Here is a 23392-nt window from a genome sequence, read left to right on the forward strand (position 1 = left end):
CCCCGCCCCCAGAAAACACAACGAAGCAAAAGAGGAGGCGAGCGCCCTCCGCGAGCACTCGTCCTTCTTGCGAAGTCAGCCCCGCCCCCCGGGTGACCGGCTCGCACCTGCCGACCACGGCGGGGTTCCGGGGGCGTGCCCCCGGGGTGTTTTCTGGGGGCATGCCCCCAGAAAGCACAACGAAGCAAAAAGGAAGGCGAGCTCCCTCCGCGAGCACTCGTCCTTCTTACGAAGTCAGCCCCGCCTCGCGGTGAGCGAGTCGCTCACGGTGACCACGGCGGGGTTCCGGGGGCGTGCCCCCGGGGCGGGGTCTGGGGGCCCCGCCCCCAGAAAACACAACGAAGCAAAAAGAGAGGCGAGCGCCCTCCGCGAGCACTCGCCTCCCATTTTGCGAAGTCCGTTAGCGCTGGATCTCCGCCGCCATCTCCTTGAGCTTCGGTTCGTACTCGCGGGCGTGGTGGTTGCAGAAGAGCAGCTCGCCGCCGGAGGAGAGAAGTGCTCGTACCTGTGCTGCGGCTCCACACCGGTCGCAACGGTCGGCTGCGGTCAGTTCGGGGCGGGTGAGCGTCGGCGATGTCATGGGAGTTCTCCCTCCGTCCCGGCACCGGTTGCCCAGTGCCATCGATCCAGCACGATCACTTCGGAACTGACGCCGGGACGGGGATCGTCGCCGGCTCCGCTGTGTTCGTAGCTTCCACTCTTGCAGACGCTGAGCATGTCGCAAGTGTTCCCGCCGCGGTGGGACTTGTGTCACGCCGAATTACCCCGGATGCCGTAGAACCGATCCCGCCATTCAAGACAGCGAAACCTCGCCGCAACAGCCACGACCTGCTGTTCCCGTGGTCAGGGCCGTTTTCCGGGGCCTGGAGATGATCACCGAGGGTGATGCGGGGCCGTGTTCCGCCCGCCCGGTGTTCGTTCAGGGCGAAACCCCGGAGGGGGCCGAAAGTCCCTCCGCGAGGCCCGTCGGGGCACTCTCGCCGTGAGACACTTCACGTCATGACGAAGGCGGCATCGGCGGCGGCCAAGGATCTGGCGGTCGCCGGCGTGAGCGGGGTGGAGCTCGCCTGGGCCGACAACAACGGCATCCCGCGGGCGCGGATCGTGCCGATCAAGGGGCTCGCCACGGCGGCGAGTCAGGGCGTCGGCGTCACTTCGTTGTTCGCGGTCTTCGACAGCCACGACCAGATCACGTACCGCCACGCCGGCCTGTCCACGCCTTCCGGCGACGTCCGGCTGGTCCCCGTGATCGAGCGCCTCCGCCGGCTCGCGGGCCAGCGAGCGCTCGCGTGGGCGCCCGTGCGGCAGGTCGCCGCCGATGGCTCTCCGTGGCCCTATTGCCAGCGCAGCGTGCTCGAGCGCCAGGTGGCCGAAGCGGCGCAGCAGGGCTACGAGCTGCGCGCCGGGTACGAGCTGGAATTCGCTGTGGCGCCCGCGGGCAGCCCGGACGTCGTGTCGGCGCCTGGACACCCTGGCCCCGCGTACAGCCCGCACGCGCTCATCGAGCTGGACGGCTTCGTCGCGGCGCTGCTGCACGACTTCGAGGCGAACGGGCTGGCGCTCAACCAGTTGCACGCCGAGTACGGCCCGGCGCAGGTCGAGCTGTCCCTGCGAGCCACGGACCCGGTGTCGGCTGCCGACGACCAGTTGCTCGCCCGCCAGACGATCCACGCCGCCGCGCACGCGCACGGGCTGCGGGTCAGCTTCGCGCCGGTCGTCAGCGCCGAGGCCGTCGGCAACGGCTGGCACCTGCACACGTCGTTGTGGCACAAGGGCCGCAACGTCCTCGCCGGCCTGCCGGAGTCGAGCGGCGCCGGGTACGTCGCCGGGCTGCTGCGCGATCTACCCGCGCTCACGGCGATCACCGCGCCGAGCGTGCCGTCCACGATGCGGCTGCGGCCCGGCTACTTCGCCAGCGCGTATACGTTCTGGGGCGTGGAGAACCGTGAGGCGCCGTTGCGTTACGTGCCGGACAGCGAGCTGCTGGGGCCCGAGCACGCCAACGTCGAGCTGAAGCCGTCCGACGCGTCAGCGAACCCGTACCTCGCGCTCGCCGCCGTGCTGGCATCCGGGGTCGCGGGGATGGCGGACGGGCTGACGCTGCCCGACCCGATCGCCGAAGACCCCGGCACTTGGACGGAGGAACGCCGCGCCGAGGCCGGGGTGCGGCGGCTGCCGGCCACGCCGGCGGAGCAGGACGCGGCACTGGTCGCGTCGCCGCGGATTTCCGCTGTACTGGGCGAAGAACTACTCGGCGCGTTCCGCGCGGCCCGCGAGTCCGACGCGGAATGGGCGGCCGAACGCAGCGCCGGGGAAGTCATCGCCGCGCACCTGTGGCGGTACTGAGTGCTGTCCGGAGTGCGCTGGTTCCCCGGGGCGGGGGAGCTGATCACGGCCGCGCGGGCCGAAATGCCGCAGAAGAACGATCTCTGCGGCGCGTTCGTCACGCTGGTCGCCTTGCGCGCCAACGGAATCCCGGTGCTGGACCAGGACGAGGCCGCGCTCGCGGCCGGTGTCCGGCTCTCGCCGGTCGACACCCCGAGCTGGCCGCCGGGGGAGAAGGGCCGGGAGGACTACCGGATCTCCTTGCCGCGAGCGGAAAGCGCGGCGGACGCGGGGGCTTCGGCGGCGGGAATCGCCGACGCGGTAAGGGAGTTGTCGCACGGGCGGCTGGCTGCAGTGCCCGCGTCGGGGCAGTGGACGCCGGAAAACCTGAGCGTCTTGCTCGACGGGGTCGGCGAGCTGGCGCCGGCCGCCGTGGTGGCCAATGTGGACACTGCCGAGTTCGGCGCGCACGACACGCCCGAGCGCGCGCTGCTGGACTACGTCGAAGGCGGTCTGCCGCCGATGTGGAACTCCCGCTGGCGGACCGGCCATTTCGTCGTGCTGGCCGGAACGCTCACCGGCCCCGGCGGCACCATCGTGTCCATAGTGGACAGCTATCCCTCGCTCGGTGACCACGGGGTGCACTTCCAGCTGCTCGGCAGGCTCGCCGACGCGCTGGACACCGGCCGCGGCCTGCTGCTCGTCGTCGACGCCGGTGACGAGCAGCAGGCCGGGGAACTGGTCAGGAACTCGGGTCTGCGGCCGGTTCCTTGGTGACGGCCAGCCGCGAATGCCTGCGGCCGTAGGCGAAGTAGATGACCAGCCCGAGCGCGAGCCAGACCGCGAACCGGATCCAGGTGAGCACGTCCAGGTTCAGCATCAGGTAGAAGCACGCGAGCGCCGCGATGATCGGGACCACCGGCGAGAACGGCACCGTGAACGGTCGCTTGAGCTCCGGCCGCTTCTTCCGCAGCACCGGGACGGCCACCGCCACGATGATCATCGCGGACAGCGCGCCGATGCTGACCATGTCCGACAGCTCGCTGATCGGGACGAACGCCGCCAGCAGCGCGATCACCACCGCGCCCCCGATCGTCATCAGGTGCGGGGTGCCCCAGCGCGGGTGCGCGGTGCCCAAAGCCTTGGGCAGCAAGCCATCCCGGCCCATCGCGAACCCGATCCGGCCGATCGTCACCAGCTCCACCATCATCACCGACGTCAGCCCGGTGACCGCGCCGATGGAGATCAGCGCGCCGACCCAGTGCATGCCGACCGAGTCGAACGCCGACGCCAGCGGGGCGCCGGTGTCGATGTCGGTGAACGGGATCATCCCGGTGAGCACGATGGAAACCGCGACGTAGAGCACCGCGCAGATGCCGAGCGCGCCGAGAATCCCGACCCGCAGGTCCTTGCGCGGGTTGCGGGTCTCCTCACCGAGGTTGGCCAGCGCCTCGAACCCGGTGTAGGCGAAGAACACGATCGCCGCCGCGCTCACCACGCCCGCGAAACCGTACACCGACTGTTCGAGCCCGAGTCCCGCTTGCACCACGGGTTGCTTGAGCACGCTGCCTTCGCCACCCGAGGACTGCGCGGGTGGGATGAACGGGGTCAGGTTGGCGCCCTTGATGAAGAACACGCCGACCGCGACGATCAGCACGCACACCGCGACCTTCACGACCACCAGCACGTTGGTCAGCCAGGCCGATTCCTTGATCCCGGTCACCGCCACCACGGTCAGCACCGCGATGATCACCACGGCGCCGACGTTGACCGTCGCGTCCTCGCCGAACCACTGCGACGGCAGGCCGAACAGGTTCGCCAGATATCCCGACCAGCCACGGGAAACCACGGCCGCGCCGAGCGCGAACTCGAGCAGCAGGTCCCAGCCGATGATCCACGCGAACACCTCGCCGAGCGTCGCGAAGGCGTACGTGTAAGCGCTTCCAGCCGTCGGCACGCTCGACGCGAGTTCGGCGTAGCACAAGGCCGCGAGCGCGGCGACGACCGCGCCGATCACGAAGGACAGGGTGACCGCGGGACCGGCGTGGGTTTTCGCTTCGACCCCGGCGAGCGTGAAGATCCCGGTGCCGATGATGATGCCGACGCCGAATCCGATCAGGTCGCGGCCCCGCAGCCTGCGTTTGAGGGTGCCGTTTTCCCCTCTGGCCAGGATGTCGTCCACGTCGATCGTGCGCGTGATTCCCATCCGACGAGGTTAGAAGATCACGAGGCGCCGCGCAGGGTAATGCAAAAGCAAGAGGGCCGCCACGCGATTCGCGTAGCGGCCCTCCGGCGTGAAAGCGCTGTCAGTCGAGGTAGTCCCGCAGGACCTGCGACCGCGACGGGTGCCGCAGCTTCGACATCGTCTTCGACTCGATCTGCCGGATCCGCTCGCGGGTGACCCCGTAGACCTGGCCGATCTCGTCCAGCGTGCGCGGCTGGCCGTCGGTGAGGCCGAACCGCAGCCGCACCACGCCCGCCTCGCGCTCGGACAGCGTCTGCAGCACCGACTGGAGCTGGTCCTGCAGCAGCGTGAACGACACCGCGTCCACCGCGACGACGGCTTCCGAGTCCTCGATGAAGTCACCGAGCTGCGAGTCGCCCTCGTCACCGATGGTCTGGTCCAGCGAAATGGGCTCGCGGGCGTACTGCTGGATCTCCAGTACCTTCTCCGGCGAGATGTCCATCTCCTTGGCCAGCTCCTCCGGGGTGGGCTCGCGCCCGAGGTCCTGGAGCAGCTCGCGCTGGATGCGGCCGAGCTTGTTGATGACCTCGACCATGTGCACCGGGATCCGGATGGTGCGGGCCTGGTCGGCCATCGCGCGGGTGATCGCCTGGCGGATCCACCACGTCGCGTACGTGGAGAACTTGTAGCCCTTGGTGTAGTCGAACTTCTCGACCGCGCGGATCAGGCCGAGGTTGCCCTCCTGGATCAGGTCCAGGAACGCCATGCCGCGGCCGGTGTAGCGCTTGGCGAGCGAGACGACCAGCCGGAGGTTGGCCTCCAGCAGGTGGTTCTTGGCGCGCTCGCCGTCACGCACGATCCACTTGAGATCGCGGCGCATCTGGGTGGCGAGCTTCTCGCCCTCCTCCTCGGCGACGCGGACGCGCTCGGCGGCGTAGAGCCCGGCCTCGATCCGCTTGGCGAGCTCCACCTCCTCCTCGGCGTTCAGCAGCGCGACCTTGCCGATCTGCTTGAGGTAGGCGCGGACCGAGTCGGCCGAAGCGGTGAGCTCGGCGTCCTTGCGGGCCTGGCGCAGTGCCTCCGACTCCTCCTCGTCCCAGACGAAGTCCGGGTCGTTCGAGGACTTGGCGGCCGTGCTCGAGGCGGTGGCGGACTTGCCGCGCTCGGCCCGCGGGGCGGGCTGCTCCTCCTCGTCGGAGTCGTCGTTCTCCTCGGTCACCGACGCGTCGACGACGTCGACCTCGACCTCTTCCTCCAGGTCGGCGAGGTCGGCGTCGAGATCGACGTCCTCCAGCTCCTCGCCGCCGGGGCCGTCGGGCTCGCCCGACTCGTCGCCCTTGCCCTTGCGGGCGCCCTTCTTCGCCGGGCCCTTCTTGGCCGCGGCCGGCTTGCGGGCCGGCTTCTTGGCGGTGTCCGCGTCCGTCCGCGTGGCGGCGGCCTCCTCAGCGCCCGCGTCGGGTTCCGCGCTCGCGTCGGCCGACGAAGCCTGGGCGGCGCTCGATGTCTTCGTGCCGCTTCGGGTAGCGGTTTTTGCGGCTGCCACGTACGCCCTTTCGCAGCGGTCGATCAGGGCTAGCCGAGTCGGTGGGTCCCGGCTGCCTCAAATTCGGGGAACGTCCCGCGGCCTGCGGTTTTCGTCTCCGCGACCGTGGGCCGTGTTCCATTGTAACGACGATACGCCGGTGCGTTGCGGGCGATCATGTCCCTACCCGGCCCGCGGCCCGCGGATGCTCAGTGCTCGATGCCCTCGACCGCGGCCGCCGCCGCCCCGACGATCCCCGCGTTGTTCTGCAACGATGCGACGATGATCTTGGTCCGGATGTCCAGGTGCGGAACCCACTTCTCGGACTTCTTGCTGACCCCGCCGCCGACGATGAACAGATCCGGCCAGATCAGGTTCTCGAGCACAGTCAGGTAACGGTTGACCCGCTTGGCCCACTGGTGGTAGCTCAGCTCCTCGTTGTCCTTGACCGAGGCCGCCGCCTTCTTCTCCGCGTCGTGCCCGTCCACCTCGAGGTGGCCGAACTCGGTGTTGGGCACGAGCTTCCCGTCCTGGAAAACTGCGCTGCCGATCCCCGTGCCGAACGTGAGGAGCGTGGTGACGCCGTGGCGGGCCTCGGGGTCACCGAAGCGGATCTCGGCCATGCCCGCCGCGTCGGCGTCGTTCAGCATCGCGACGTCGGCGACGTCGCGGCCGATGCGCTCGGCGAACAGCGCGTCCGCGTCCGTGCCGATCCAGGCCGGGTCGATGTTCGCGGCCGTGTGCGCGACACCCTTCTTGACGACCGCGGGCAGCGTGATCCCGACCGGGCCGTCCCAGCCGAAGTGCCGGACCACCTTGGCCACCACGTCGGCGACGGCTTCGGGGGTGGACGGGCGGGGCGTGTCGATCCGCAGGCGGTCGCCAATGAGCGCGCCCTTTTCCAGGTCGACAAGGGCGCCCTTGATACCGCTGCCGCCGATGTCGATACCGAAACCACGGGTCGCCGTCATTGGCGTGATCCCTTCCTACTCGATTCAGAAGCCTGACCCGGTCACTTTACTGATTCGGCCGGAGGCAGGCGGAGACGGTCGGGCGCCGACCGTCTCACCGGAACCCGTTCCGTCGTGACCGTGGCCGGATCAGTAACGATGGCACAGCGCCCGGTGTGGTCACATGGTTGTGTGGGAGCCTTCGAGTCCGAACTCAAGAACGTTGCCGTCCAGGTGGCCGGGGAGGCCGCGAGTCTCGTGCGCCAGGCCCGTGAGGCCATGTTGACAGGCCGGCCCGTGCGGGTCGACACCAAGTCCACCGACACGGATGTGGTCACCGCGGTGGACCGCGCCTCCGAACGGCTGGTGCGCGAAAGGCTCGCCGAGCTGCGGCCCGGTGAGCACGTGCTCGGCGAGGAGGAGGGTGGCAGCGCGGGCGACGGGGTCACCTGGGTGGTCGACCCGATCGACGGGACGGTCAATTTCCTTTACGGCTCACCGGTTTTCTCGGTTTCGCTGGCCGCGCAGGTGGACGGCGTCTCGCTCGCGGGCGTGGTCGTGGAGCCGGTCGACGGCCGGGTGTGGACGGCCGTGCGCGGCGAAGGCGCGTGGCTCGACGGGCGCCGGCTCGGCACCTCCTCGCCGGAGCGGCTGGAGCTGACCCTGGTCGCCACGGGCTTCGCGTACGCCGCCGAGCGGCGCGAGCGGCAGGCCCGCGCCGTCGCCGATCTGCTCGGGCGCGTGCGCGACATCCGGCGTCCCGGCTCGGCGTCGCTGGACCTGTGCGCGGTGGCCGCCGGCTGGACGGACGCGTACATCGAGCACGGGCTCAAGCGCTGGGACTGGGCCGCGGGCGCGCTCATCGCCGCCGAAGCGGGAGCCGTGGTGTCGTTGCCGGGAGAGGACGAAGAACTGGGCGTGGATGCGACTTTCGCCGCCGCGCCGAGCATCGCCGAACCGCTGCACGCCGCGCTCGTCGAATGCGGCTTCAAAGGCGCCTGAACGGCGTCTAGCAGGCCGCGTCCCGCGCCGCCGACAGCAGTGCCGGGTCGATGACCGCGGACGAGCCGGTGGACTGCTCGTTGCCGCTGTCGGGGTGCTGCGCGGACCACGCCTGCAGCTGCTGCAGCACCTGACGCGCCTGCTGAGTGGGCCGCACGTCGCCGAAGCCGCTGCCGATGGACAGGTCCACCGAGGCGTCGGCGCGGGTGTCCTTCACCAGCTCCACGCACGGCAGCACGATGCTCAGCGTGCGGGCCGCGGACACCCCGTTGTCGCCGAAGCGGAGCTGGCCGTGGCACTTGGCCTCGGTGTCCGGGTACGCCGGGTCGTTCTCCGGCGCGCCGATCTGGGAGAACCCGAGGTCGCGGAGGCTTTCGGTGGTGATCGCGGCCTGCCCGCGCGACGAGCTCGCGTTGAGCACCTTGACCGCGACCTTGTCCGGGGCGATCGGGGCGGTGTCGTCGAGCGCCGAATGGCTCAGCGAGGTGTAGGTCATACCCTGCACCGGAATGGGCGCGGGATCACAGCGCAGGACCTCGTCGATGTCCGAGCGGCTGGTGATGGCGCGCACCCAGACCACCATCGCGACCAGGCAGAGCACCGCGATGAAGATGAGTGCGGGAAGCGGCTTGCGTCTGCGGTAGCCACGTTTTCTGCGGTTGCCGAAACCGATCCCCGACGCCACCTGCCCGTTCCTTCCCCTGGTCCCACCACCGACTACAGCTATCCGGACCGTCGTCCCCGGCCAGCCTAAGCGTTACAGTGCACCCATGCCGTAGCCGCCATCCGGGTGGGTCCGTGAAACTGTTGTGTGACCGGCGATTCCCCCTCCCGGGTGACGTATCGACGCCATCGACTAACCCGTTGCGGCCTGGGGTATGCCGTGAGCTACCCTCTGCGGGCTCCGGCCGTAGATCAGGTCCCCTGACCAGTTCGCCAAGAGAGACCTGCCTCACTACGGCGCCGGGCACAAACAGGGGCGCTGGAACGTTGTCCAGCGGCACGAAGGGTATGCGAAGCGCATCGTGAACCCTTCGGGAATCAACATCGAAGCTGATCGCAGGGGTGAGGGACAATGGCGACCGACTACGACGCTCCGCGCCGCAGCGAAGCCGACGAGCTGGCCGAAGACTCGTTGGAGGAGCTGAAGGCCCGGCGTAACGAAAACCAGTCCGGCGTCGTGGACGTGGACGAGGACGCGACCGCGGAGAACTTCGAGCTCCCCGGCGCGGACCTGTCCGGGCTCTCGGGGGAGGATCTGACCGTCAAGGTGGTGCCGAAGCAGGCGGACGAGTTCACCTGTTCGGTGTGCTTCCTGGTGCACCACCGCAGCAGGCTGGCCGAGGAATCGGGTGGCCGGATGATCTGCCGGGACTGCGCGTAGGTGCGGGGGCACCGGGTCGGGCTACTGGCGCAGTAGCTCGGCCAGCGCCTCCGGCCTGCGAGAACTGAGGACCCAGTAGGGCGTGGGGTCCCGCGGATCGGTCAGGTGTACCCGCAGCAGCGGGCCGACCCAGCCGCGGTGCGCCACGAACGCCGCCGGATCGAGCTCGGGGCCCAGCGCCTTGCGCTTGCGGTCCTGGGCGATCACCTCGACCTCGCCGACGTACTCGAGCGGCAGCCGGGCCTTGCCGGCCCGCAGCTCGCCGTCGGCCACCGCGATCCTGGTCCACCCGAGTGAAATCAGGAAGGCCACCATCAGCGGCACGAGGATCAGGTACGGCAGCCAGGCCCGCACACCGGGATATCCCATGTGGATCTCGGCGGCGAGCAGTACCGCGGCCAGCAACGGCAGCGGCCAGCCCCACCAGGGCACGTAAAGCCGTTCGGAATGCTGTGTCCCGGCCCTGCTCACCGGCGTACCGGCCGCGCTTGCGCTCTCACCCACGCCCTCAGGGTAGTCTCGCCGCCCGTGTCCACCGTGCAGGTCCTGCTCACCCGGGTCGATCCGGGTGTGCCACTTCCCCGTTACGCGCGTCCCGGCGATGCCGGGGCCGATCTCGTGACCACCTCCGACGTCGTGCTCGCGCCCGGCGAACGGGCGGTGGTCGGCACCGGGATCGCGATCTCGCTGCCCGTCGGCTACGCCGGATTCGTGCATCCGCGGTCGGGGCTGGCGGCGCGCGTGGGGCTGTCCGTGGTCAACACCCCGGGCACGATCGACGCGGGGTATCGCGGTGAGATCAAGGTGTGCCTGATCAACCATGACCTGGCCGGGCCGGTGAAGCTGGCCCGCGGGGACCGGATCGCGCAGCTGGTGGTGCAGCGGGTGGAGACCGCCGAGTTCGTGGAGGTCGCCGAACTCGAGGCGTCCGAGCGCGGAGACGGCGGTTACGGATCCACCGGTGGACATGCCACGCTTGAAGGCGTGTCTGGGGACGAAGGAGCGAAGGGCTAGTGGGCATTTTCGGACGCAAGCGGCGCCCGGCCACCGAGGAACGGCGCGGCAGGCACGCCGCGCCGGAGCCGGACGAAGACCTCGTCGAGGACGACGACTACGAGCAGCCGCTGCCGATCGTCACGGACGGTCCGTTCGACGTGGCCGACGCCGAGGACGACGGGCTGGCGCGGATCGACCTCGGTTCGGTGCGCGTGCCCGTGCCGGACGGGGCCCAGGTACAGGTCGAAATGGACCCGGAGGCGGGCGGCGTGCGCGCGGTGCACGTCGTGACCGCGCAGGGCCAGGTCACGGTCAGCGCCTACGCCGCCCCGAAGTCGGGCGGGCTGTGGGCGGAGGTCGCGGCCGAGCTGAAGGAGCAGCTGCGCAACGACGGCGCGAAGACCACCTCCGGCGAGGGCAAATGGGGCGTGGAGCTGTCCGCGGTGATCGGCGACGTGGCGCTGCGGTTCGTCGGGGTCGACGGGCCGCGCTGGATGCTGCGCGGGGTCATCGCGGGCCCGCAGTCGCAGGCCGCGGAGGCGCCGGGCGTGCTGCGGGACATCGTGCGTGACACGATCGTCGATCGCGGGGACTCGCCGATGCCGGTGCGCACCCCGCTGCCCATCACGCTGCCCGACGCGGTCGCCGCGCACATCGCCGAACAGCAGGGCCAGCAGGCCTGAGCCCATGCCCACGTCCGACGAGTGGCTGATCTTCCTCTTCACCGCCACGATCTTCGCGATCACGCCAGGGCCCGGCATGTTGTACGTGCTGGCCCGCTCGTTGCGCGGCGGCAGGCCGGAGGGCCTCCGCTCGGTGGTGGGCAACTGCCTCGGCGCCACGGCGCACGTCGTCGCCGCCGCGCTGGGGCTGTCCGCGGTGCTCGCCGCGTCGACGGTCGCGTTCACGGTGGTCAAGTACGCGGGCGCGCTGTACCTCGTCTACCTCGGGGTGCAGGCGATCCGGCAGCGTCGTGACGACGGGAACGAGGGCGCGAAGAACCTGGCGCGCTCGCCGCTCGTGCAGGGAATCCTCACCGAGCTGCTGAACCCGAAGACGGCGCTGTACTTCATGGCACTGCTGCCGCATTTCGTCCACCCAGACCAGGCGCCGGCGCCGCTGGTGTTCCTGGTGCTGGGGATGATCGCGCTGGTGATGGCCACGCTGGCCGACCTGGTCGTGGCCCTGTTCGCCGGGCAGCTCGGCAAACGGCTGCTGGACCACCCCCGCTGGCGGATCCGGCAGCGGGTGGCCAGCGGCGCGGTGATGATCGGGCTCGGCGCCTTCGTCGCTACCGCCGACTGACCTGCCAGGCCGCCACGGCCGCGCGCCCGAGCGACTCACGATCCTCACCCAGCGCGGCCAGCGTCGTCTCCCGGATCGTCGCGCGGGGGAAGGCGGCGGCCCACTCGTGCGCCACCTCCGCGGGGTGCACGGGATCGTCCACACAGGCCGCTATCCCGACCGGGATGTCCAAGCCCGCCAACGCTTCCAGCGTCGGCGCCGGGTGGCCGGCGGCCACCCGCAGGCTTGCCGGAAGCCCGTCTCCGTGGCGCCGCCACGCGCGGCCCAGTTCCTCGGCGAGCCAGGGGGCCACACCGTCGACGGAGAACTTCAGCGCTCGCTCCATGCCCTCGCGCTCGACGAGGTCCGCCGAGGCCTTCGCGGCCATCGACGCGGGGGCGTCACCGGGCTCGCCGTGCCAGGCGGGCAGGGCCAGCAGCAGACCCGCGCAGCGGTCCGGATTGCGTACGGCCCACTCGGCCGCCAGGTGGGCGCCGAAGGAGATGCCGCCCACGAGCAGCGGCTCTTCGGCCAGCGAGTCCAGCAAAGTGAGGAATCCCACGGCCAGCCTGGCGCCCGGCGCGGGCCGCGGGGTAAGCGCTCTCACGCCGGCCGCGGCCAGCGGACCTGCGAAAACGGCGCGGACGAAGATCTCGTCCGAACCCGTACCCGGCATCAGCACGGCGGTGACCGTGGACATAGCAGACGTCACGTTGCGATCTTGCGGCAAACCCGTTTCCCTTGCGTGGAACGAAAGCCACGAGGTTACCGTTGTTCACGTACGGGCCGTTTCAAGTCGGGGGCCCCGGAGTAGTAGGAGCACCGCCTATGTCCGCCAAAGATGGCGGCTACTTCAGCCGGTTGGTGAAGAAGCTGACCAGCGACGTCGACGAACTCGACGCCGACGATCTCTCGGAAGAATCCGAGGCGGTCGGGGCGCAGCGCGCCTGTGACTGCCGGTCGGGTGAAGAAGTGACCGTTCTCGGCAGACTGCGCAGCGTCAACCTGTGCCCCACGAACGAGGCCGCCACACTACAGGCTGAGTTGTTCGACGGGACCGAAGGCGTGACGCTAGTCTGGCTCGGACGGCGCCGGATCCCGGGTATCGAACCGGGGCGAACGGTCAAGGTGCGCGGCAGACTCGCCGAGCGCGACGGTCAGAAGGTGCTGTACAACCCCTTCTACGAGCTGCAGACGACGACATCCTGAGTTGGTATCGAAAACGTGACTGACCCCGCCTCCGACGGCGACGAAAAGGCCGAGGACAAGAACGAGGCCACCCTCCTGGAACAGATGGGCGGCGTGTCGGGCCTGCTGTACTCGTCGCTGCCGGTGGTGGTGTTCGTCCTGGCCAACGCCTTCTTCGGGCTGCAGGCCGGGATCTGGAGCTCACTGGCCAGCGCGGTGGCGATCGCCGTGCTGCGCCTGGTGCGCAAGGAGCCGCTGCAGCCGGCCATCTCGGGTTTCTTCGGGGTGGCCATCGCGGCGTTCATCGCCTACCGCACCGGCTCCGCCAAGGGCTTCTTCCTGTTCGGCATCTGGGCCAGCCTCGTCTACTGCGGGGTGTTCCTCGGCTCGGTGCTGGTGCGCTGGCCGCTGGCCGGGGTGATCTGGAACTTCCTCAACGGCACCGGCAGCGCCTGGCACAAGGACAAGCCTTCCCGGTTCGGCTACGACATCGCCACGCTGACGCTCGCCGCCGTGTTCGCCGCGCGGTTCGTGGTGCAGCGCTGGCTCTACAACGCCGACCACACCGGCTGGCTGGCCTTCGCGAAGATCGCCATGGGCTACCCGCTGTACGCACTGGCGCTGCTGGTGGTCGTCTGGGCGGTGCGCCGGTCCGACAAGCGGCTCAAGGCGCTGGAAGAGGCGCGCGAAGCCGAGGAGACGGAAACGGAAGCGGCGTTGCGCGTGAAGTACAGCCAGCGCCCGAACGAAGCCTGAGCGCTCAGCCCTCCTCGTACGTGATGCCGTGCGGCGCGGCGACCCGGTTGATCTTCACCGGGTCCAGCGCGCCGTCGGTGAACACCGCCGGTCCGGCCGCGAAGAGGTCCTCCACGTAGTGCTCCCAGCCGCCGGGTGAGGAGATCTGCAGTACCCGTGGCGGCGGCGTGGAGCCGCGGCGCAGGGCGTGCGGAATCCCGTGTGGCAGCAGCACGAAAGTGCCCGCGCCCGCGCGGTGGGTGTGCCCGTCGTAGTCCACGAGCAGTTCGCCCGAGAGCACGTACACGGCCTCGTCGGGCTCGTGGTGCACGTGCCGCGGGATGTCCTGGCCGAGGGTGACTTCGAGCAGCGAGAACCGGCCCTCGGTGTCCTCGGTGGTGGCCTTGACGGCGAACGCGGGCGGCAGCGGGGCGCGGCCGGGCCGGGCCTGCCCCGGTTCGAGGAACAGGAATCGATCAGCCATGGCGGGAGCCCTCTCTGGTAGCGTAGCGGAATCGGAGTCCGTTTCCAGATAACCGTGCCGAGGTGAACTTGTCAACAGAGCAGAAAAAGGGCCGAGCCGACGCCGAGCGCAACCGCGGCCGCGTGCTCGATGCCGCGCGCACGCTGTTCGCGGAGCGTGGCGGAGACGTGCAGATGCCGGAGATAGCGCGCGCCGCGGGAGTCGGTGTGGGCACCGTGTACCGGCATTTCCCCACGCGGCAGGCGCTCGTGGAAGCGGCGGCCGATCAGCGCTTCGCGGAGATCGCCGAGTACGCGCGTGCCAGATGCCTGTCCCCGCTCGGATTGGCGAGGTACCTCAAGCACGTCGGCGAGGTGCTCGCCGCCGATCCTGGACTGTCCGAGGCGATCCAGGCCGCCCGCGGCACACCGGGCACCCCGCCTACGGGCGCCGCGCGCGCCGGGCTGGAGGAGGCCGTACAGGAGATGATCCAGCGCGGTGTGCGAGCGGGCGCGCTACGCGAAGACCTGACGACGGGCGACGTTTTCATGGTCGTGTGCGGGCTGTCCGCGGTGATCCGCACCGGAAGCGGCGACTGGCGCCGCTTCGTCGAACTGGCCGTCGCCGGCCTGGGTCAGTAGCCCAGCGCCTTGCGGACGTCGGCCTCCACGTCCGGCGAAGCCACGAACAACAGCTCGTCGCCGGGCTCCAGCGGATCCTCCGGCTGCGGCACGATCACCCGCTCCCCGCGCAGGATCGTCACCAGCGCGGCATCCCGCGGCAGCGCGATCTCGCTGACCGGGCGGCCCGCGAGCGGGGTCTCGGCCGGCAGCGTCAGCTCCACCAGGTTCGCCTGCCCCTGCCGGAAAGTCATCAGCCGCACCAGATCGCCGACGCTGACGGCCTCTTCGACCATCGCGGCCAGCATCCGCGGCGTCGACACCGCGACGTCCACGCCCCAGGCGTCGGTGAACAGCCACTCGTTGTCCGGGTTGTTCACCCTCGCCACGACGCGGCGCACCGCGAACTCCGTCTTGGCCAGCAAGGAAACCACGACGTTGACCTTGTCGTCCCCGGTCGCCGCGATCACCACGTCACAGCGCTCCACACCGGACTCCTCCAGCGTGGAAACCTCGCAGGCGTCGCCGAGCACCCAGTCCGCCTGGTCGACCGTCTCCGGCTCGAACTGCTCCGACTGCCGCTCGATCAGCATGACCTGGTGCCCGCCGTCGATCAGCTCCGCCGCGATCGAACGTCCCACGGCGCCCGCGCCGGCGATCGCCACCCGCATCAGTTCTCCTCCTCGGGTGCCTTCGCGGCGATGCTGCTCACGTCGCCGACGGTGCCGGAGCGCGCCGCCACGTAGACCAGATCATCGGCCTGCAGCGCGGTTTTCGAGTCCGGCAGCACGGGCGTGCCGAACCGCATGATGAACGCGACCCGCGCGCCGGTCGCCGTCTGCAGCTCCTGCACGTTGCGGCCGACCCAGGCCTCGTGGAAGGGCAGCTGCAGCACCGCCATGTTGCCCGTGGGGTCCCGCCACGCGGAGGCGACGCCGTCCGGCAGCAGGGTGCGCAGGAAGCGGTCGGTGGTCCACGGCACGGTGGCCACGGTCGGGATGCCGAGCCGTTCGTAGACCGCCGCGCGCTTGGGGTCGTAGATGCGCGCGACGACGTGCTCCACGCCGAAGGTCTCGCGCGCGACCCTCGCGGAGATGATGTTGGAGTTGTCACCGCTGGACACGGCGGCGAAGGCGCCCGCTCTTTCGATGCCCGCGTCGACGAGCACCTGGCGGTCGAACCCGATGCCGAGGACCTGCCTGCCCTGGAAGTCGCTGCCGAGACGGCGGAACGCCTCCCGCGCCTTGTCGATCACCGCGACCTCATGACCCAGGCGCTCCAGCGCCGCGGCCAGGGACGCGCCGACCCGGCCACATCCCATGATCACCACGTGCACCCGCTTGCCTCCTGTTAGTCACCCGAACGGCGGTTACCCGCGTTGTGTCCGCGCAGAACCTACCTTGTCCGGCCGGGGGTGACACCCCGCACGGTCATCACAGTTTTGAGTAGCCACGCCGCCACTGGCTCCTTCCGATCGCGCAGTTAGGCTTCCGGGGTGCCGAAGTTCGCGACCGTGGCCAAGAGGCTCGTCCTTGGCCGCCCGTTCCGCAGTGACCGGTTGTCGCACACCTTGCTGCCCAAGCGCATCGCGCTGCCCATCTTCGCCTCCGACGCCCTCTCCAGTGTCGCTTACGCGCCCGAGGAAATCTTCCTCACGCTGAGCGTCGCCGGGCTCTCCGCGTACTCGCTGGCTCCCTGGATCGGGGTCGCGGTCGCGGTGGTCATGCTCGTCGTCGTCGCGTCGTACCGGCAGAACGTGCACGCGTATCCCAGCGGCGGCGGGGACTACGAGGTGGCCACCACCAACCTCGGCGGCAGATTCGGGCTCACCGTGGCCAGCGCGCTGCTCGTGGACTACGTGCTCACCGTCGCGGTGTCCACGTCCTCCGGCGTGGCGAACATCGGCTCCGCGATCCCCTTCGTCTCCCAGCACAAGGTGCTTTTCGCGGTCCTCATCGTCGCGACGCTGAGCGCGCTGAACCTCCGTGGCGTCCGCGAATCCGGGAAAGCCTTCGCGATTCCGACATACGGGTTCATCGCGGGCATCCTGATCATGGTGGTGTGGGGGCTGATCGAGGCCGCGACCGGCACCCCGATGCACGCCGAGAGCGCGGGTTTCCAGCTGCACGAGGAGAATTCGCTCGTCGGCTTCGCCTTCGTGTTCCTGATTCTCCGCTCGTTCTCCTCCGGCGCGGCGGCGCTGACCGGGGTCGAGGCGATCAGCAACGGCGTCCCCGCGTTCCGCAAACCCAAGTCCAAGAACGCGGCCACCACGCTGCTGATGATGGGCGTGCTCGCGGTCACCATGCTGATCGGCATCATCGCGCTGGCGATCATCACCGACGTGAAGTTCGCCGAGGACCCCGCCGTGCAGCTGCAGGGCGCGCCGGCGGGCTACGAGCAGAAGACCATCGTCACCCAGATCGCGCACGCGGTGTTCCAGCACTTCCCGCCCGGCTTCTACTACGTCTCCTTCGCCACCGGCATCATCCTGTTGCTCGCGGCGAACACCGCGTTCAACGGGTTCCCGGTGCTGGGCTCGATCCTGGCGCAGGACCGCTACCTGCCGCGGCAGCTGCACACCCGCGGCGACCGGCTCGCGTTCTCCAACGGAATCCTGTTCCTCGCCGTGTTCGCGCTCGTGCTGATCATCGCCTTCGACGCCGAGGTGACCCGGCTGATCCAGCTCTACATCGTGGGCGTGTTCGTGTCGTTCACGGTCAGCCAGGCCGGCATGATCCGGCACTGGAACCGGTTGCTGTCGAGGGAAACCGATCCGGCGGCGCGGCGGCGGATGCGGCGCTCGCAGACGGTCAACGCGATCGGGCTGACCATGACCGGCACCGTGCTGGTGATCGTGCTGATCACCAAGTTCCTGCTCGGCGCGTGGATCGCGATCGCCGCGATGGTGGCGATCTTCCTGCTGATGACGGCGATCCGGAAGCACTACGACCGGGTGTCCGAGGAACTGGCCGAAGTGGACGGTGAGGCGCCGAGCGTGCTGCCCTCCCGCAACCACGCCGTGGTGCTGGTGTCCAAACTGCACCGTCCGACGCTGCGGGCTTTGGCCTACGCCAAGGCTTTCCGGCCGGACGTGCTGGAGGCGGTCACGGTCAACGTCGACGACGACGAGACGAGGCAGCTCACCGCGGAATGGGAGAAGCACGGGTTCAAGGTGCCGCTGAAGGTGCTCGAATCGCCCTACCGCGAGATCACCAAACCCGTCGTGGACTACGTGAAGCGCGTCCGCGGCGACAATCCGCGCAACGTCGTGACGGTGTTCATCCCCGAGTACGTCGTCGGGCGCTGGTGGGAACAGTTGCTGCACAACCAAAGCGCGTTGCGGCTCAAGGGTCGTCTGCTGTTCCAGCCGGGTGTGATCGTGGCGAGCGTGCCGTGGCAGCTGGCTTCTTCGGAGGCCGCGGTGCGCCGCGCGCAGCGGGCCCGGCCCGCGGCCGGCGACGTGCGGCGTGGGCTCTATGACCACGCCGGCAAGGAAAGCGGGCGGTGACCACGGCGAGCTGGGCCGGACGCAGTTTCGAGGCCGAGGTCGGCGCGGTCGCCCACGGCGGGCACTGCGTCGCGCGGGTCGAGGGCCGCGTGGTGTTCGTGCGGCACGCACTGCCGGGCGAGCGGGTGCGCGTCGAGGTCACCGAGGACAAGGGCGGCTCGTTCTGCCGCGCGGACGCGGTCGAGGTGCTCGAGCCCGCGCCGGAACGCGTCGAGCCGCCGTGCCCCGTGGCCGGTCCTGGGTTGTGTGGCGGCTGCGACTGGCAGCACGCCACGCCCGAGTTTCAGCGTGAGCTCAAGGCGCGGGTAGTTGCCGAGCAGCTGCAGCGACTGGCCGGACTCGACATTCCCGTTGTGGTGGAAGCACTTCCGGGCGGTCCGCTGGACTGGCGCACCCGCGCCCGGCTGGTCGTCGGCAAGGCCGGGCGCGCCGGGTTCCGCGCGCACCACAGCCATCGCGTGATCGAAATCGACGACTGCCCGATCTCCGTGCCCGCCGCGCTGGAGCCGGTGCTGTCGCGGCGCTGGCGGCCGGGTTCGGAGCTGGAGGTCACCAGCGACGGCGACGGGCAGATCCACGTTCGCGAGCTCGGCATGGTGCGCGGGAAACGGCGCGCGCGGCAGATCCAGGGCGGGCTCGCGGTGCAGCACGCGGCGGGCCGGGACTGGAAGCTCGACGCGCACGGCTTCTGGCAGGTGCATCCCGCGGCGGCGGACACGTTCGCGGAGGTCGCGGGGGACTGGGCGGAAGCGCCGGAAGGCGGTCTGGTCTGGGATCTCTACGCGGGGGTCGGGTTGTTCGCCTCGGTGCTGGCCGGGCAGGTCGGGCCGGACGGCGAAGTGGTGGCCGTCGAGTCCGGGCGCCGCGCGGTGTCCGACGGCGAACGGGCTTTGAGCGATCTGCCGCAGGTGCGCTGGCGGTCCGGGCGGGTGGAGCACGTGATCAGGGAACTGCCCGGCAGCCCTTCGGTCGTGGTGCTCGACCCGCCGCGCGCCGGCGCCGGGCGCGCGGTCGTCGAGTCCATTGTGGAGCGTGCGCCGGCGCGGGTCGTGTACGTGGCGTGCGACCCGGCGGCGCTGGCGCGCGACCTGGCCACGTTCGGCGCGCACGGGTACCGGCTGGAGCGGCTGCGGGCCTTCGACGCCTTCCCGATGACACATCACGTCGAGTGCGTGGCTCTCGTGGTTCCGAAAACTGTCGGTGGTCCGGGGCATGATGGCCCCCGTGAACCCACTGGATGATTTCGACCGCTCCGCCACCACGGCCACCGGGCTCGTTCGCGCGCTCGCGCCGTCGCAGTTCGAGCTGCCCACCGCCTGCACGGACTGGTCCGTGCAGGCGGTGGTCAACCACCTGACGCAGGGCAACCACAAGTTCGCCGCCTGGGCGCGCGGCGCGCAGGCGCCACCGGACGGGGATTTCCTCGGTGACGACCCGGCGGGCGCCTTCGAAAGGTCGGTCGCGCTGGTGCGTGCCGCGTTGAGTGAGCCGGGGCTGCTCGAGCGCACGGTGGAAACGCCGTTCGGGCCGGTACCCGGGGCAACGCTGGTGCATATGCGGGTCAACGAGTTTCTCGCGCACGGCTGGGATATCGCGGATGCCACCGGCCAACCCACCGACTTCCTGCCGGACTTGGCCGAGGGCGCGCTGCGGCAGTGGCGGGATCGGCTCGGCGGGAAACCGCGCCCGGACGGTGGTCCGTTCGCGGCCGAGCGGGCGGCGCCGGAAGGGGCGAGCGCGGCCGACAGGCTCGCGGCGTTCCTCGGGCGTGAGCCGGTGCGGAAGTAGGCGTATGCGAGAGCTGGAGGAGATCACCGGGCTTTTGCTGCACGCCGCCGCGCAGCCGGGTTCGCGCGCTGCCGTCGTGCAGGAGCTGAGTGCGCGGCCCGGCCGGGCGCGGCTCGTGGCCACCGGGGCGGATCTGGTGTTGCTGGAGGTCGTTTCCCGGTTGCTGCGGCGCGGGTGGCAGCCGTACGACGTGCACCGGATCGCCTTGCGCCGCACAGGTTCCGACGGTGCGTCCCTCGCGGGGGACGCGGTGGTGGCGGAGGTCGAACGCACCCCGGCGGTGAAGGTGCCGCGGGCGTGGCGCGCGCAGCTGGCGCGCATCGGCGCCGACGTGTGGTGGGACGCGGACGAGCCACGGCTGAGCCAGTGGGCGCGGCGGCACGGCTGCGCGGCGGACCACGCGCTTTCCTGTGCTGTCAAGGCTTTGGCGGGGCTGGCCACGCTGCCGCCGTTGCCGGATCTGCCGCTGCCCGCGGACGAGGGCGTGGACGAGAAGATGCTCGCGAAGGTGCGGGCGTTGCTGGCGAAGGCGGAGTCCACGCCGTATCCGGAGGAAGCGGAGGCGTTGTCGGCCAAGGCGCAGGAGCTGATGAGCCGCTACTCGTTCGAGCAGGCGCTGGTGGATTCGCGGGAAGCGGGCTCGGCGCGGCGGTTCTGGCTGGACGAGCCGTACCTGGCCGCGAAGTCCTCGCTCGTTTCGGCGGTGGCCTCGGCGAACCGCTGCCGTGCCGTGTCGTACGAGAAGCTGGGTTTCCTTGCCGTGGTGGGGCATGAGGTGGATCTGGACATCGTCGACGTGCTCGCCACTTCGTTGCTGGTGCAGGCGACGGAGGCGATGCTCGCGGCGGGCAGGCACGTGTCGCTGGGCGGGCGTTCGCGCACGCGCTCGTTCCGGCACGCTTTCCTGCTGTCGTACGCCGCGCGCATCGGGGAACGGCTCGCGGAGGCGGATGAGGCCGTCGGAGCGCAGGTGGTGGACGAACGTCTGCTGCCGGTGCTGGCCCGCCGCCGGGCGGAGGTGGATGCCTTGTTCGGGCGGCTGTTCCCGGACGTAGCGCGGCGAACGCACTCGATCAGCAACGGTGCCGGCTGGCATGCCGGCCGCGCGGCCGCGGACCAGGCGAAGCTGACCCCGGAACGGAGGCGCCTCACGGGCTGATTCGCGGGCAGGTGGCGTGGTTGCCAGCCCCGCTGGGGGCGGCTGACTGGTGTCGCGGGCTGGCGCGCTGGGGCGGCCAGCTCGCCGAGGTGGCGGGCTGGCGTGGCGGGCTGGCTGGTGTGGCGCGCTGGCGGGGTGGCGCGCGGGAGGGGCCGATCCGCGCGGGGTGCGGCCAACTCGTGCGCGGGTGCCGCCACGCACGCGTGAGTGCGCGAGGGGCGGCAGGGCTGCGCGTGGGTGCGGCCGCCGACGCGGGTGCGCGGGGTGCGGCCCGGGCGGCGTGCGGGTGCGGCCAAGGCACGCGAGGCAGCCAACCCACGTGCGGGCGCGGCAGGGCGGCTCGCGGGGATGGCGAACCTGGGCGGCGGGAGCGGCCAGCACGCAAACGGGCGCGGCTGGCCGCCTGCGGGTGAGATCACCATGCCGGCTCGGTCAGCCAGCGCGTTGGCCATCGCGCCGTCGGGGATCGCGGGGCCGGGGTGTGAAGGGCGTGCCCGACCGGCGGCCTTCTCCGCGACTGTCCCGCCCCGCCACCGGATTTCACCGCGGCTGCCGTGCCCTCACGCGACTACTCCGCCTCGCCACCAGACTTCAGCTCGGTCAGCCAGCGCGCGAACGTGAACCTGCGCCCAACCGCCACCCGCGGCTCAGGCGCGGAACCAACCCGACGGGCCCGGCCGCAGGTTCTGGTACACGTGCTTGGCCTCCTGGTACTCCGCCAGCCCCGTCGGCCCCAGCTCGCGGCCGAAGCCGGATTGTTTGAAGCCGCCCCATTCCGCCTGGGGCAGGTACGGGTGGAAGTCGTTGATCCACACCGTGCCGTGCCGCAAGCGGTTGGCCACGCGCTGGGCGCGCGAGGCGTCGTTGGTGAACACGCCACCGGCCAGGCCGTAATGGGTGTCGTTCGCGATGCGGATCGCGTCGTCTTCGTCGGTGAAAGTCTCGACGGTCAGCACGGGGCCGAAGGACTCCTCAACGACGGCGAAGCTGCCCTGGCGCACGTTGTCCAACACGGTCGGCAGGTAGAAGTACCCGTCGGCGAGCCGCGCGTCGTCCGCGCGGCGGCCGCCGGTGCGGAGAACGGCGCCTTCGCCCAGGGCGGTCTCGACGTACTTCTCCACCTTCGCCAGGTGGTCGGCCGAGATCAGCGGACCCGTCTCGGCCGAGGGGTCGAACGGGCCGCCGAGCCGGATCCGCTCCGCGCGCCGCACCACCTCGTCCACGAGCCTGTCGTGCAGTTCCTCCTGCACGATCAGCCGCGCGCCCGCCGAGCAGACCTGGCCCGAATGCAGGAACACCGCGGTGAGCACGTAGTCCACGGCGGTCTCGAAGTCGGTGTCGGCGAAGACGACGTTCGGGTTCTTGCCGCCCAGCTCCAGCGCCACCTTCTTCACCGTCGCCGCCGCGGCCGCCGCGATCCGCTTGCCGGTGGCGAGCCCGCCGGTGAACGACACCATGTCCACGCCGGGATGCTCGGACAGCGGCGCGCCCGCCTCGGCCCCGGCGCCGAGCACCAGGTTCGCGACACCCGCGGGCAACCCGGCCTCGGTGAGCGTGCGCATCAGCAGGATCGCGGTGTTCGGCGTCAGCTCGCTGGGCTTGAGCACGAACGTGTTCCCCGCCGCCAGCGCGGGCGCCACCTTCCACGCGACCTGCAGCAATGGATAGTTCCACGGCGTGATCAGCCCGCACACGCCCACGGGCTCGTACACGACGCGGCTGAACGCGTCCGGGTTGCCGGTTTCGACGACCCGGCCCGCGTCGTTCCCGGCTAGCTTGCCGAAATAACGGAAGCACGCCGCGACGTCGGCCAGGTCGTACTCGCTCTCCACCAGGCGTTTGCCGGTGTCCAGCGATTCCGCCCTGGCGTAGGCGTCCTTGTCGCGCTCGAGCAACTCCGCCACGCGCAGCAGCAGATCACCCCGCTGGGGCGCCGGTGTGGCGGGCCAGGGCCCGGAGTCGAAGGCCGAGCGCGCCGCCGCGATGGCCGCTTCGGTGTCCTCCCTTGTGCCCTCACCGACGACGCCGACCAGCGAACCATCGGCGGGACAGCGGATCTCGCGCCGGCCGCCCCGCCGCGGCGCCACCCACTCCCCGCCGACGAAAAAGTCCGACACCGGCCCCTCCCTCACACACCGTTTGCTGCCAGGAGGAAAATCCTACGTGGCGGATCACCCTGGGCCGGTCGGCTGGTAATCCCGGCCACGTTCGGGCGATCGAGCCACCGCAGGTGATGGCGCCGCTCTGAACGGTGACGGGCGGGGGAATGCGTCCGGGGGA

General features: G+C 70.5%; 25 protein-coding genes. 14 read left to right on the top strand and 11 right to left on the bottom strand.

Annotation, left to right across the window (positions count from 1 at the left end; translation table 11 throughout):
- Positions 1-400 precede the first annotated feature (400 nt).
- Positions 401-580 (bottom strand): DUF7455 domain-containing protein, encoded by a 180-nt coding sequence (locus FPZ12_RS34650; RefSeq protein WP_144757814.1) that lies wholly within the window; start codon positions 578-580, stop codon positions 401-403.
- A gap of 419 nt (positions 581-999) precedes the next feature.
- On the opposite strand from FPZ12_RS34650, the gene FPZ12_RS34655 reads away from it, so the two are divergent.
- Positions 1000-2346 carry a type I glutamate--ammonia ligase gene (locus FPZ12_RS34655; RefSeq protein ID WP_144757813.1) on the top strand — a complete coding sequence of 449 codons (1347 nt, stop codon included), beginning with the start codon at positions 1000-1002 and terminating at the stop codon, positions 2344-2346.
- Positions 2347-3102, top strand: a complete 756-nt coding sequence (locus tag FPZ12_RS34660) for a DUF6885 family protein (RefSeq protein ID WP_144757812.1) — start codon at positions 2347-2349, stop codon at positions 3100-3102.
- On the opposite strand, the gene FPZ12_RS34665 is transcribed toward FPZ12_RS34660, so the two are convergent.
- The 3 genes from FPZ12_RS34665 to ppgK all read right to left on the bottom strand — a co-directional run bounded on the left by FPZ12_RS34665 (position 3068) and on the right by ppgK (position 7003).
- Positions 3068-4531 (bottom strand): amino acid permease, encoded by a 1464-nt coding sequence (locus FPZ12_RS34665; RefSeq protein WP_208026122.1) that lies wholly within the window; start codon positions 4529-4531, stop codon positions 3068-3070. The genes FPZ12_RS34660 and FPZ12_RS34665 overlap by 35 nt on opposite strands.
- A gap of 100 nt (positions 4532-4631) precedes the next feature.
- The gene (locus tag FPZ12_RS34670; protein ID WP_424923670.1) at positions 4632-6080 is read right to left on the bottom strand and encodes an RNA polymerase sigma factor; all 1449 of its coding nucleotides are present in this window, start codon (positions 6078-6080) and stop codon (positions 4632-4634) included.
- Between the two features lie 161 nt (positions 6081-6241).
- Positions 6242-7003, bottom strand: coding sequence for a polyphosphate--glucose phosphotransferase (ppgK, locus tag FPZ12_RS34675; protein WP_144757810.1), 762 nt, complete (start codon positions 7001-7003; stop codon positions 6242-6244).
- A 138-nt stretch (positions 7004-7141) separates the two neighbouring features.
- On the opposite strand from ppgK, the gene FPZ12_RS34680 reads away from it, so the two are divergent.
- On the top strand, positions 7142-7984 hold the full coding sequence (locus tag FPZ12_RS34680) for an inositol monophosphatase family protein (RefSeq protein ID WP_144757809.1): 843 nt from the start codon (positions 7142-7144) through the stop codon (positions 7982-7984).
- A gap of 7 nt (positions 7985-7991) precedes the next feature.
- Here the strand turns inward: FPZ12_RS34680 and cei are convergent, their stop codons facing one another.
- Entirely contained in the window at positions 7992-8669 is a 678-nt protein-coding gene (gene cei / locus FPZ12_RS34685) for an envelope integrity protein Cei (RefSeq protein ID WP_144757808.1), read from the bottom strand.
- Between the two features lie 390 nt (positions 8670-9059).
- Here cei and FPZ12_RS34690 point away from each other — a divergent pair, with 390 nt between their 5' ends.
- Complete coding sequence (locus tag FPZ12_RS34690) at positions 9060-9368, top strand: DUF4193 domain-containing protein (RefSeq protein ID WP_113692766.1); 309 nt, start codon at positions 9060-9062, stop codon at positions 9366-9368.
- 21 nt (positions 9369-9389) lie between these two features.
- On the opposite strand, the gene FPZ12_RS34695 is transcribed toward FPZ12_RS34690, so the two are convergent.
- On the bottom strand, positions 9390-9872 hold the full coding sequence (locus tag FPZ12_RS34695) for a DUF3093 domain-containing protein (RefSeq protein WP_243770192.1): 483 nt from the start codon (positions 9870-9872) through the stop codon (positions 9390-9392).
- Positions 9873-9896: 24 nt separating this feature from the next.
- On the opposite strand from FPZ12_RS34695, the gene dut reads away from it, so the two are divergent.
- From dut to FPZ12_RS34710, 3 genes are read left to right on the top strand one after another with little or no spacing between them, the layout of a single operon-like run.
- The gene (gene dut, locus FPZ12_RS34700; RefSeq protein ID WP_144757807.1) at positions 9897-10382 is read left to right on the top strand and encodes a dUTP diphosphatase; all 486 of its coding nucleotides are present in this window, start codon (positions 9897-9899) and stop codon (positions 10380-10382) included.
- Positions 10382-11047 (top strand): DUF3710 domain-containing protein, encoded by a 666-nt coding sequence (locus FPZ12_RS34705; protein ID WP_144757806.1) that lies wholly within the window; start codon positions 10382-10384, stop codon positions 11045-11047. Before dut ends, FPZ12_RS34705 begins: the two co-directional genes overlap by 1 nt.
- 4 nt (positions 11048-11051) lie before the next feature.
- Positions 11052-11669, top strand: a complete 618-nt coding sequence (locus tag FPZ12_RS34710; RefSeq protein WP_144757805.1) for a LysE family translocator — start codon at positions 11052-11054, stop codon at positions 11667-11669.
- On the opposite strand, the gene FPZ12_RS45815 is transcribed toward FPZ12_RS34710, so the two are convergent.
- Positions 11656-12360: an alpha/beta fold hydrolase gene (locus tag FPZ12_RS45815; RefSeq protein ID WP_166463005.1), complete on the bottom strand. Its 705-nt coding sequence runs from the start codon at positions 12358-12360 to the stop codon at positions 11656-11658. The genes FPZ12_RS34710 and FPZ12_RS45815 overlap by 14 nt on opposite strands.
- Positions 12361-12476: 116 nt before the next feature.
- Here FPZ12_RS45815 and FPZ12_RS34715 point away from each other — a divergent pair, with 116 nt between their 5' ends.
- Positions 12477-12857: an OB-fold nucleic acid binding domain-containing protein gene (locus FPZ12_RS34715; protein ID WP_144757804.1), complete on the top strand. Its 381-nt coding sequence runs from the start codon at positions 12477-12479 to the stop codon at positions 12855-12857.
- A gap of 15 nt (positions 12858-12872) precedes the next feature.
- Complete coding sequence (locus FPZ12_RS34720; RefSeq protein ID WP_144757803.1) at positions 12873-13592, top strand: DUF3159 domain-containing protein; 720 nt, start codon at positions 12873-12875, stop codon at positions 13590-13592.
- Positions 13593-13596: 4 nt separating this feature from the next.
- On the opposite strand, the gene FPZ12_RS34725 is transcribed toward FPZ12_RS34720, so the two are convergent.
- A complete protein-coding gene (locus tag FPZ12_RS34725) occupies positions 13597-14055 on the bottom strand; it encodes a cupin domain-containing protein (RefSeq protein WP_144757802.1) in 459 nt (152 codons plus the stop codon).
- 62 nt (positions 14056-14117) lie between these two features.
- On the opposite strand from FPZ12_RS34725, the gene FPZ12_RS34730 reads away from it, so the two are divergent.
- Entirely contained in the window at positions 14118-14675 is a 558-nt protein-coding gene (locus FPZ12_RS34730) for a TetR/AcrR family transcriptional regulator (RefSeq protein WP_243770193.1), read from the top strand.
- On the opposite strand, the gene FPZ12_RS34735 is transcribed toward FPZ12_RS34730, so the two are convergent.
- Together FPZ12_RS34735 and FPZ12_RS34740 are read right to left on the bottom strand one after the other, a co-directional pair.
- Positions 14669-15325 carry a potassium channel family protein gene (locus FPZ12_RS34735; RefSeq protein ID WP_144757801.1) on the bottom strand — a complete coding sequence of 219 codons (657 nt, stop codon included), beginning with the start codon at positions 15323-15325 and terminating at the stop codon, positions 14669-14671. The genes FPZ12_RS34730 and FPZ12_RS34735 overlap by 7 nt on opposite strands.
- The gene (locus FPZ12_RS34740) at positions 15325-15990 is read right to left on the bottom strand and encodes a potassium channel family protein (RefSeq protein WP_144757800.1); all 666 of its coding nucleotides are present in this window, start codon (positions 15988-15990) and stop codon (positions 15325-15327) included. The genes FPZ12_RS34735 and FPZ12_RS34740 overlap by 1 nt, the downstream gene beginning before the upstream one ends.
- Before the next feature lie 159 nt (positions 15991-16149).
- Between FPZ12_RS34740 and FPZ12_RS34745 the strand changes: the two genes are divergently transcribed.
- Genes FPZ12_RS34745 through FPZ12_RS34760 form a run of 4 tightly spaced genes read left to right on the top strand, consistent with a single transcriptional unit; the run spans position 16150 to position 21112 of the window.
- A complete protein-coding gene (locus tag FPZ12_RS34745; RefSeq protein WP_144757799.1) occupies positions 16150-18165 on the top strand; it encodes an APC family permease in 2016 nt (671 codons plus the stop codon).
- Positions 18162-19406 carry a class I SAM-dependent RNA methyltransferase gene (locus tag FPZ12_RS34750; RefSeq protein ID WP_144757798.1) on the top strand — a complete coding sequence of 415 codons (1245 nt, stop codon included), beginning with the start codon at positions 18162-18164 and terminating at the stop codon, positions 19404-19406. Before FPZ12_RS34745 ends, FPZ12_RS34750 begins: the two co-directional genes overlap by 4 nt.
- Positions 19390-19953 carry a TIGR03086 family metal-binding protein gene (locus tag FPZ12_RS34755; protein WP_144757797.1) on the top strand — a complete coding sequence of 188 codons (564 nt, stop codon included), beginning with the start codon at positions 19390-19392 and terminating at the stop codon, positions 19951-19953. The genes FPZ12_RS34750 and FPZ12_RS34755 overlap by 17 nt, the downstream gene beginning before the upstream one ends.
- Before the next feature lie 4 nt (positions 19954-19957).
- Positions 19958-21112 carry a DUF2786 domain-containing protein gene (locus FPZ12_RS34760; RefSeq protein WP_144757796.1) on the top strand — a complete coding sequence of 385 codons (1155 nt, stop codon included), beginning with the start codon at positions 19958-19960 and terminating at the stop codon, positions 21110-21112.
- Between the two features lie 647 nt (positions 21113-21759).
- On the opposite strand, the gene FPZ12_RS34765 is transcribed toward FPZ12_RS34760, so the two are convergent.
- Positions 21760-23229, bottom strand: coding sequence for an aldehyde dehydrogenase family protein (locus FPZ12_RS34765; RefSeq protein WP_144757041.1), 1470 nt, complete (start codon positions 23227-23229; stop codon positions 21760-21762).
- Between the last annotated feature and the right edge of the window lie 163 nt (positions 23230-23392).

The organism is Amycolatopsis acidicola (assembly GCF_007713735.2).
GTDB classification, from domain to species: Bacteria; Actinomycetota; Actinomycetes; order Mycobacteriales; family Pseudonocardiaceae; genus Amycolatopsis_E; species Amycolatopsis_E acidicola.

Coding starts and splice junctions, on each gene's coding strand:
- FPZ12_RS34650 (WP_144757814.1), bottom strand. CDS start 580: ATGACATCGCCGACGCTCACCCGCCCCGAACTGACCGCAGCCGACCGT.
- FPZ12_RS34655 (WP_144757813.1), top strand. CDS start 1,000: ATGACGAAGGCGGCATCGGCGGCGGCCAAGGATCTGGCGGTCGCCGGC.
- FPZ12_RS34665 (WP_208026122.1), bottom strand. CDS start 4,531: ATGGGAATCACGCGCACGATCGACGTGGACGACATCCTGGCCAGAGGG.
- ppgK (WP_144757810.1), bottom strand. CDS start 7,003: ATGACGGCGACCCGTGGTTTCGGTATCGACATCGGCGGCAGCGGTATC.
- FPZ12_RS34680 (WP_144757809.1), top strand. CDS start 7,142: ATGGCACAGCGCCCGGTGTGGTCACATGGTTGTGTGGGAGCCTTCGAG.
- FPZ12_RS34690 (WP_113692766.1), top strand. CDS start 9,060: ATGGCGACCGACTACGACGCTCCGCGCCGCAGCGAAGCCGACGAGCTG.
- FPZ12_RS34710 (WP_144757805.1), top strand. CDS start 11,052: ATGCCCACGTCCGACGAGTGGCTGATCTTCCTCTTCACCGCCACGATC.
- FPZ12_RS34715 (WP_144757804.1), top strand. CDS start 12,477: ATGTCCGCCAAAGATGGCGGCTACTTCAGCCGGTTGGTGAAGAAGCTG.
- FPZ12_RS34725 (WP_144757802.1), bottom strand. CDS start 14,055: ATGGCTGATCGATTCCTGTTCCTCGAACCGGGGCAGGCCCGGCCCGGC.
- FPZ12_RS34735 (WP_144757801.1), bottom strand. CDS start 15,325: ATGCGGGTGGCGATCGCCGGCGCGGGCGCCGTGGGACGTTCGATCGCG.
- FPZ12_RS34760 (WP_144757796.1), top strand. CDS start 19,958: ATGCGAGAGCTGGAGGAGATCACCGGGCTTTTGCTGCACGCCGCCGCG.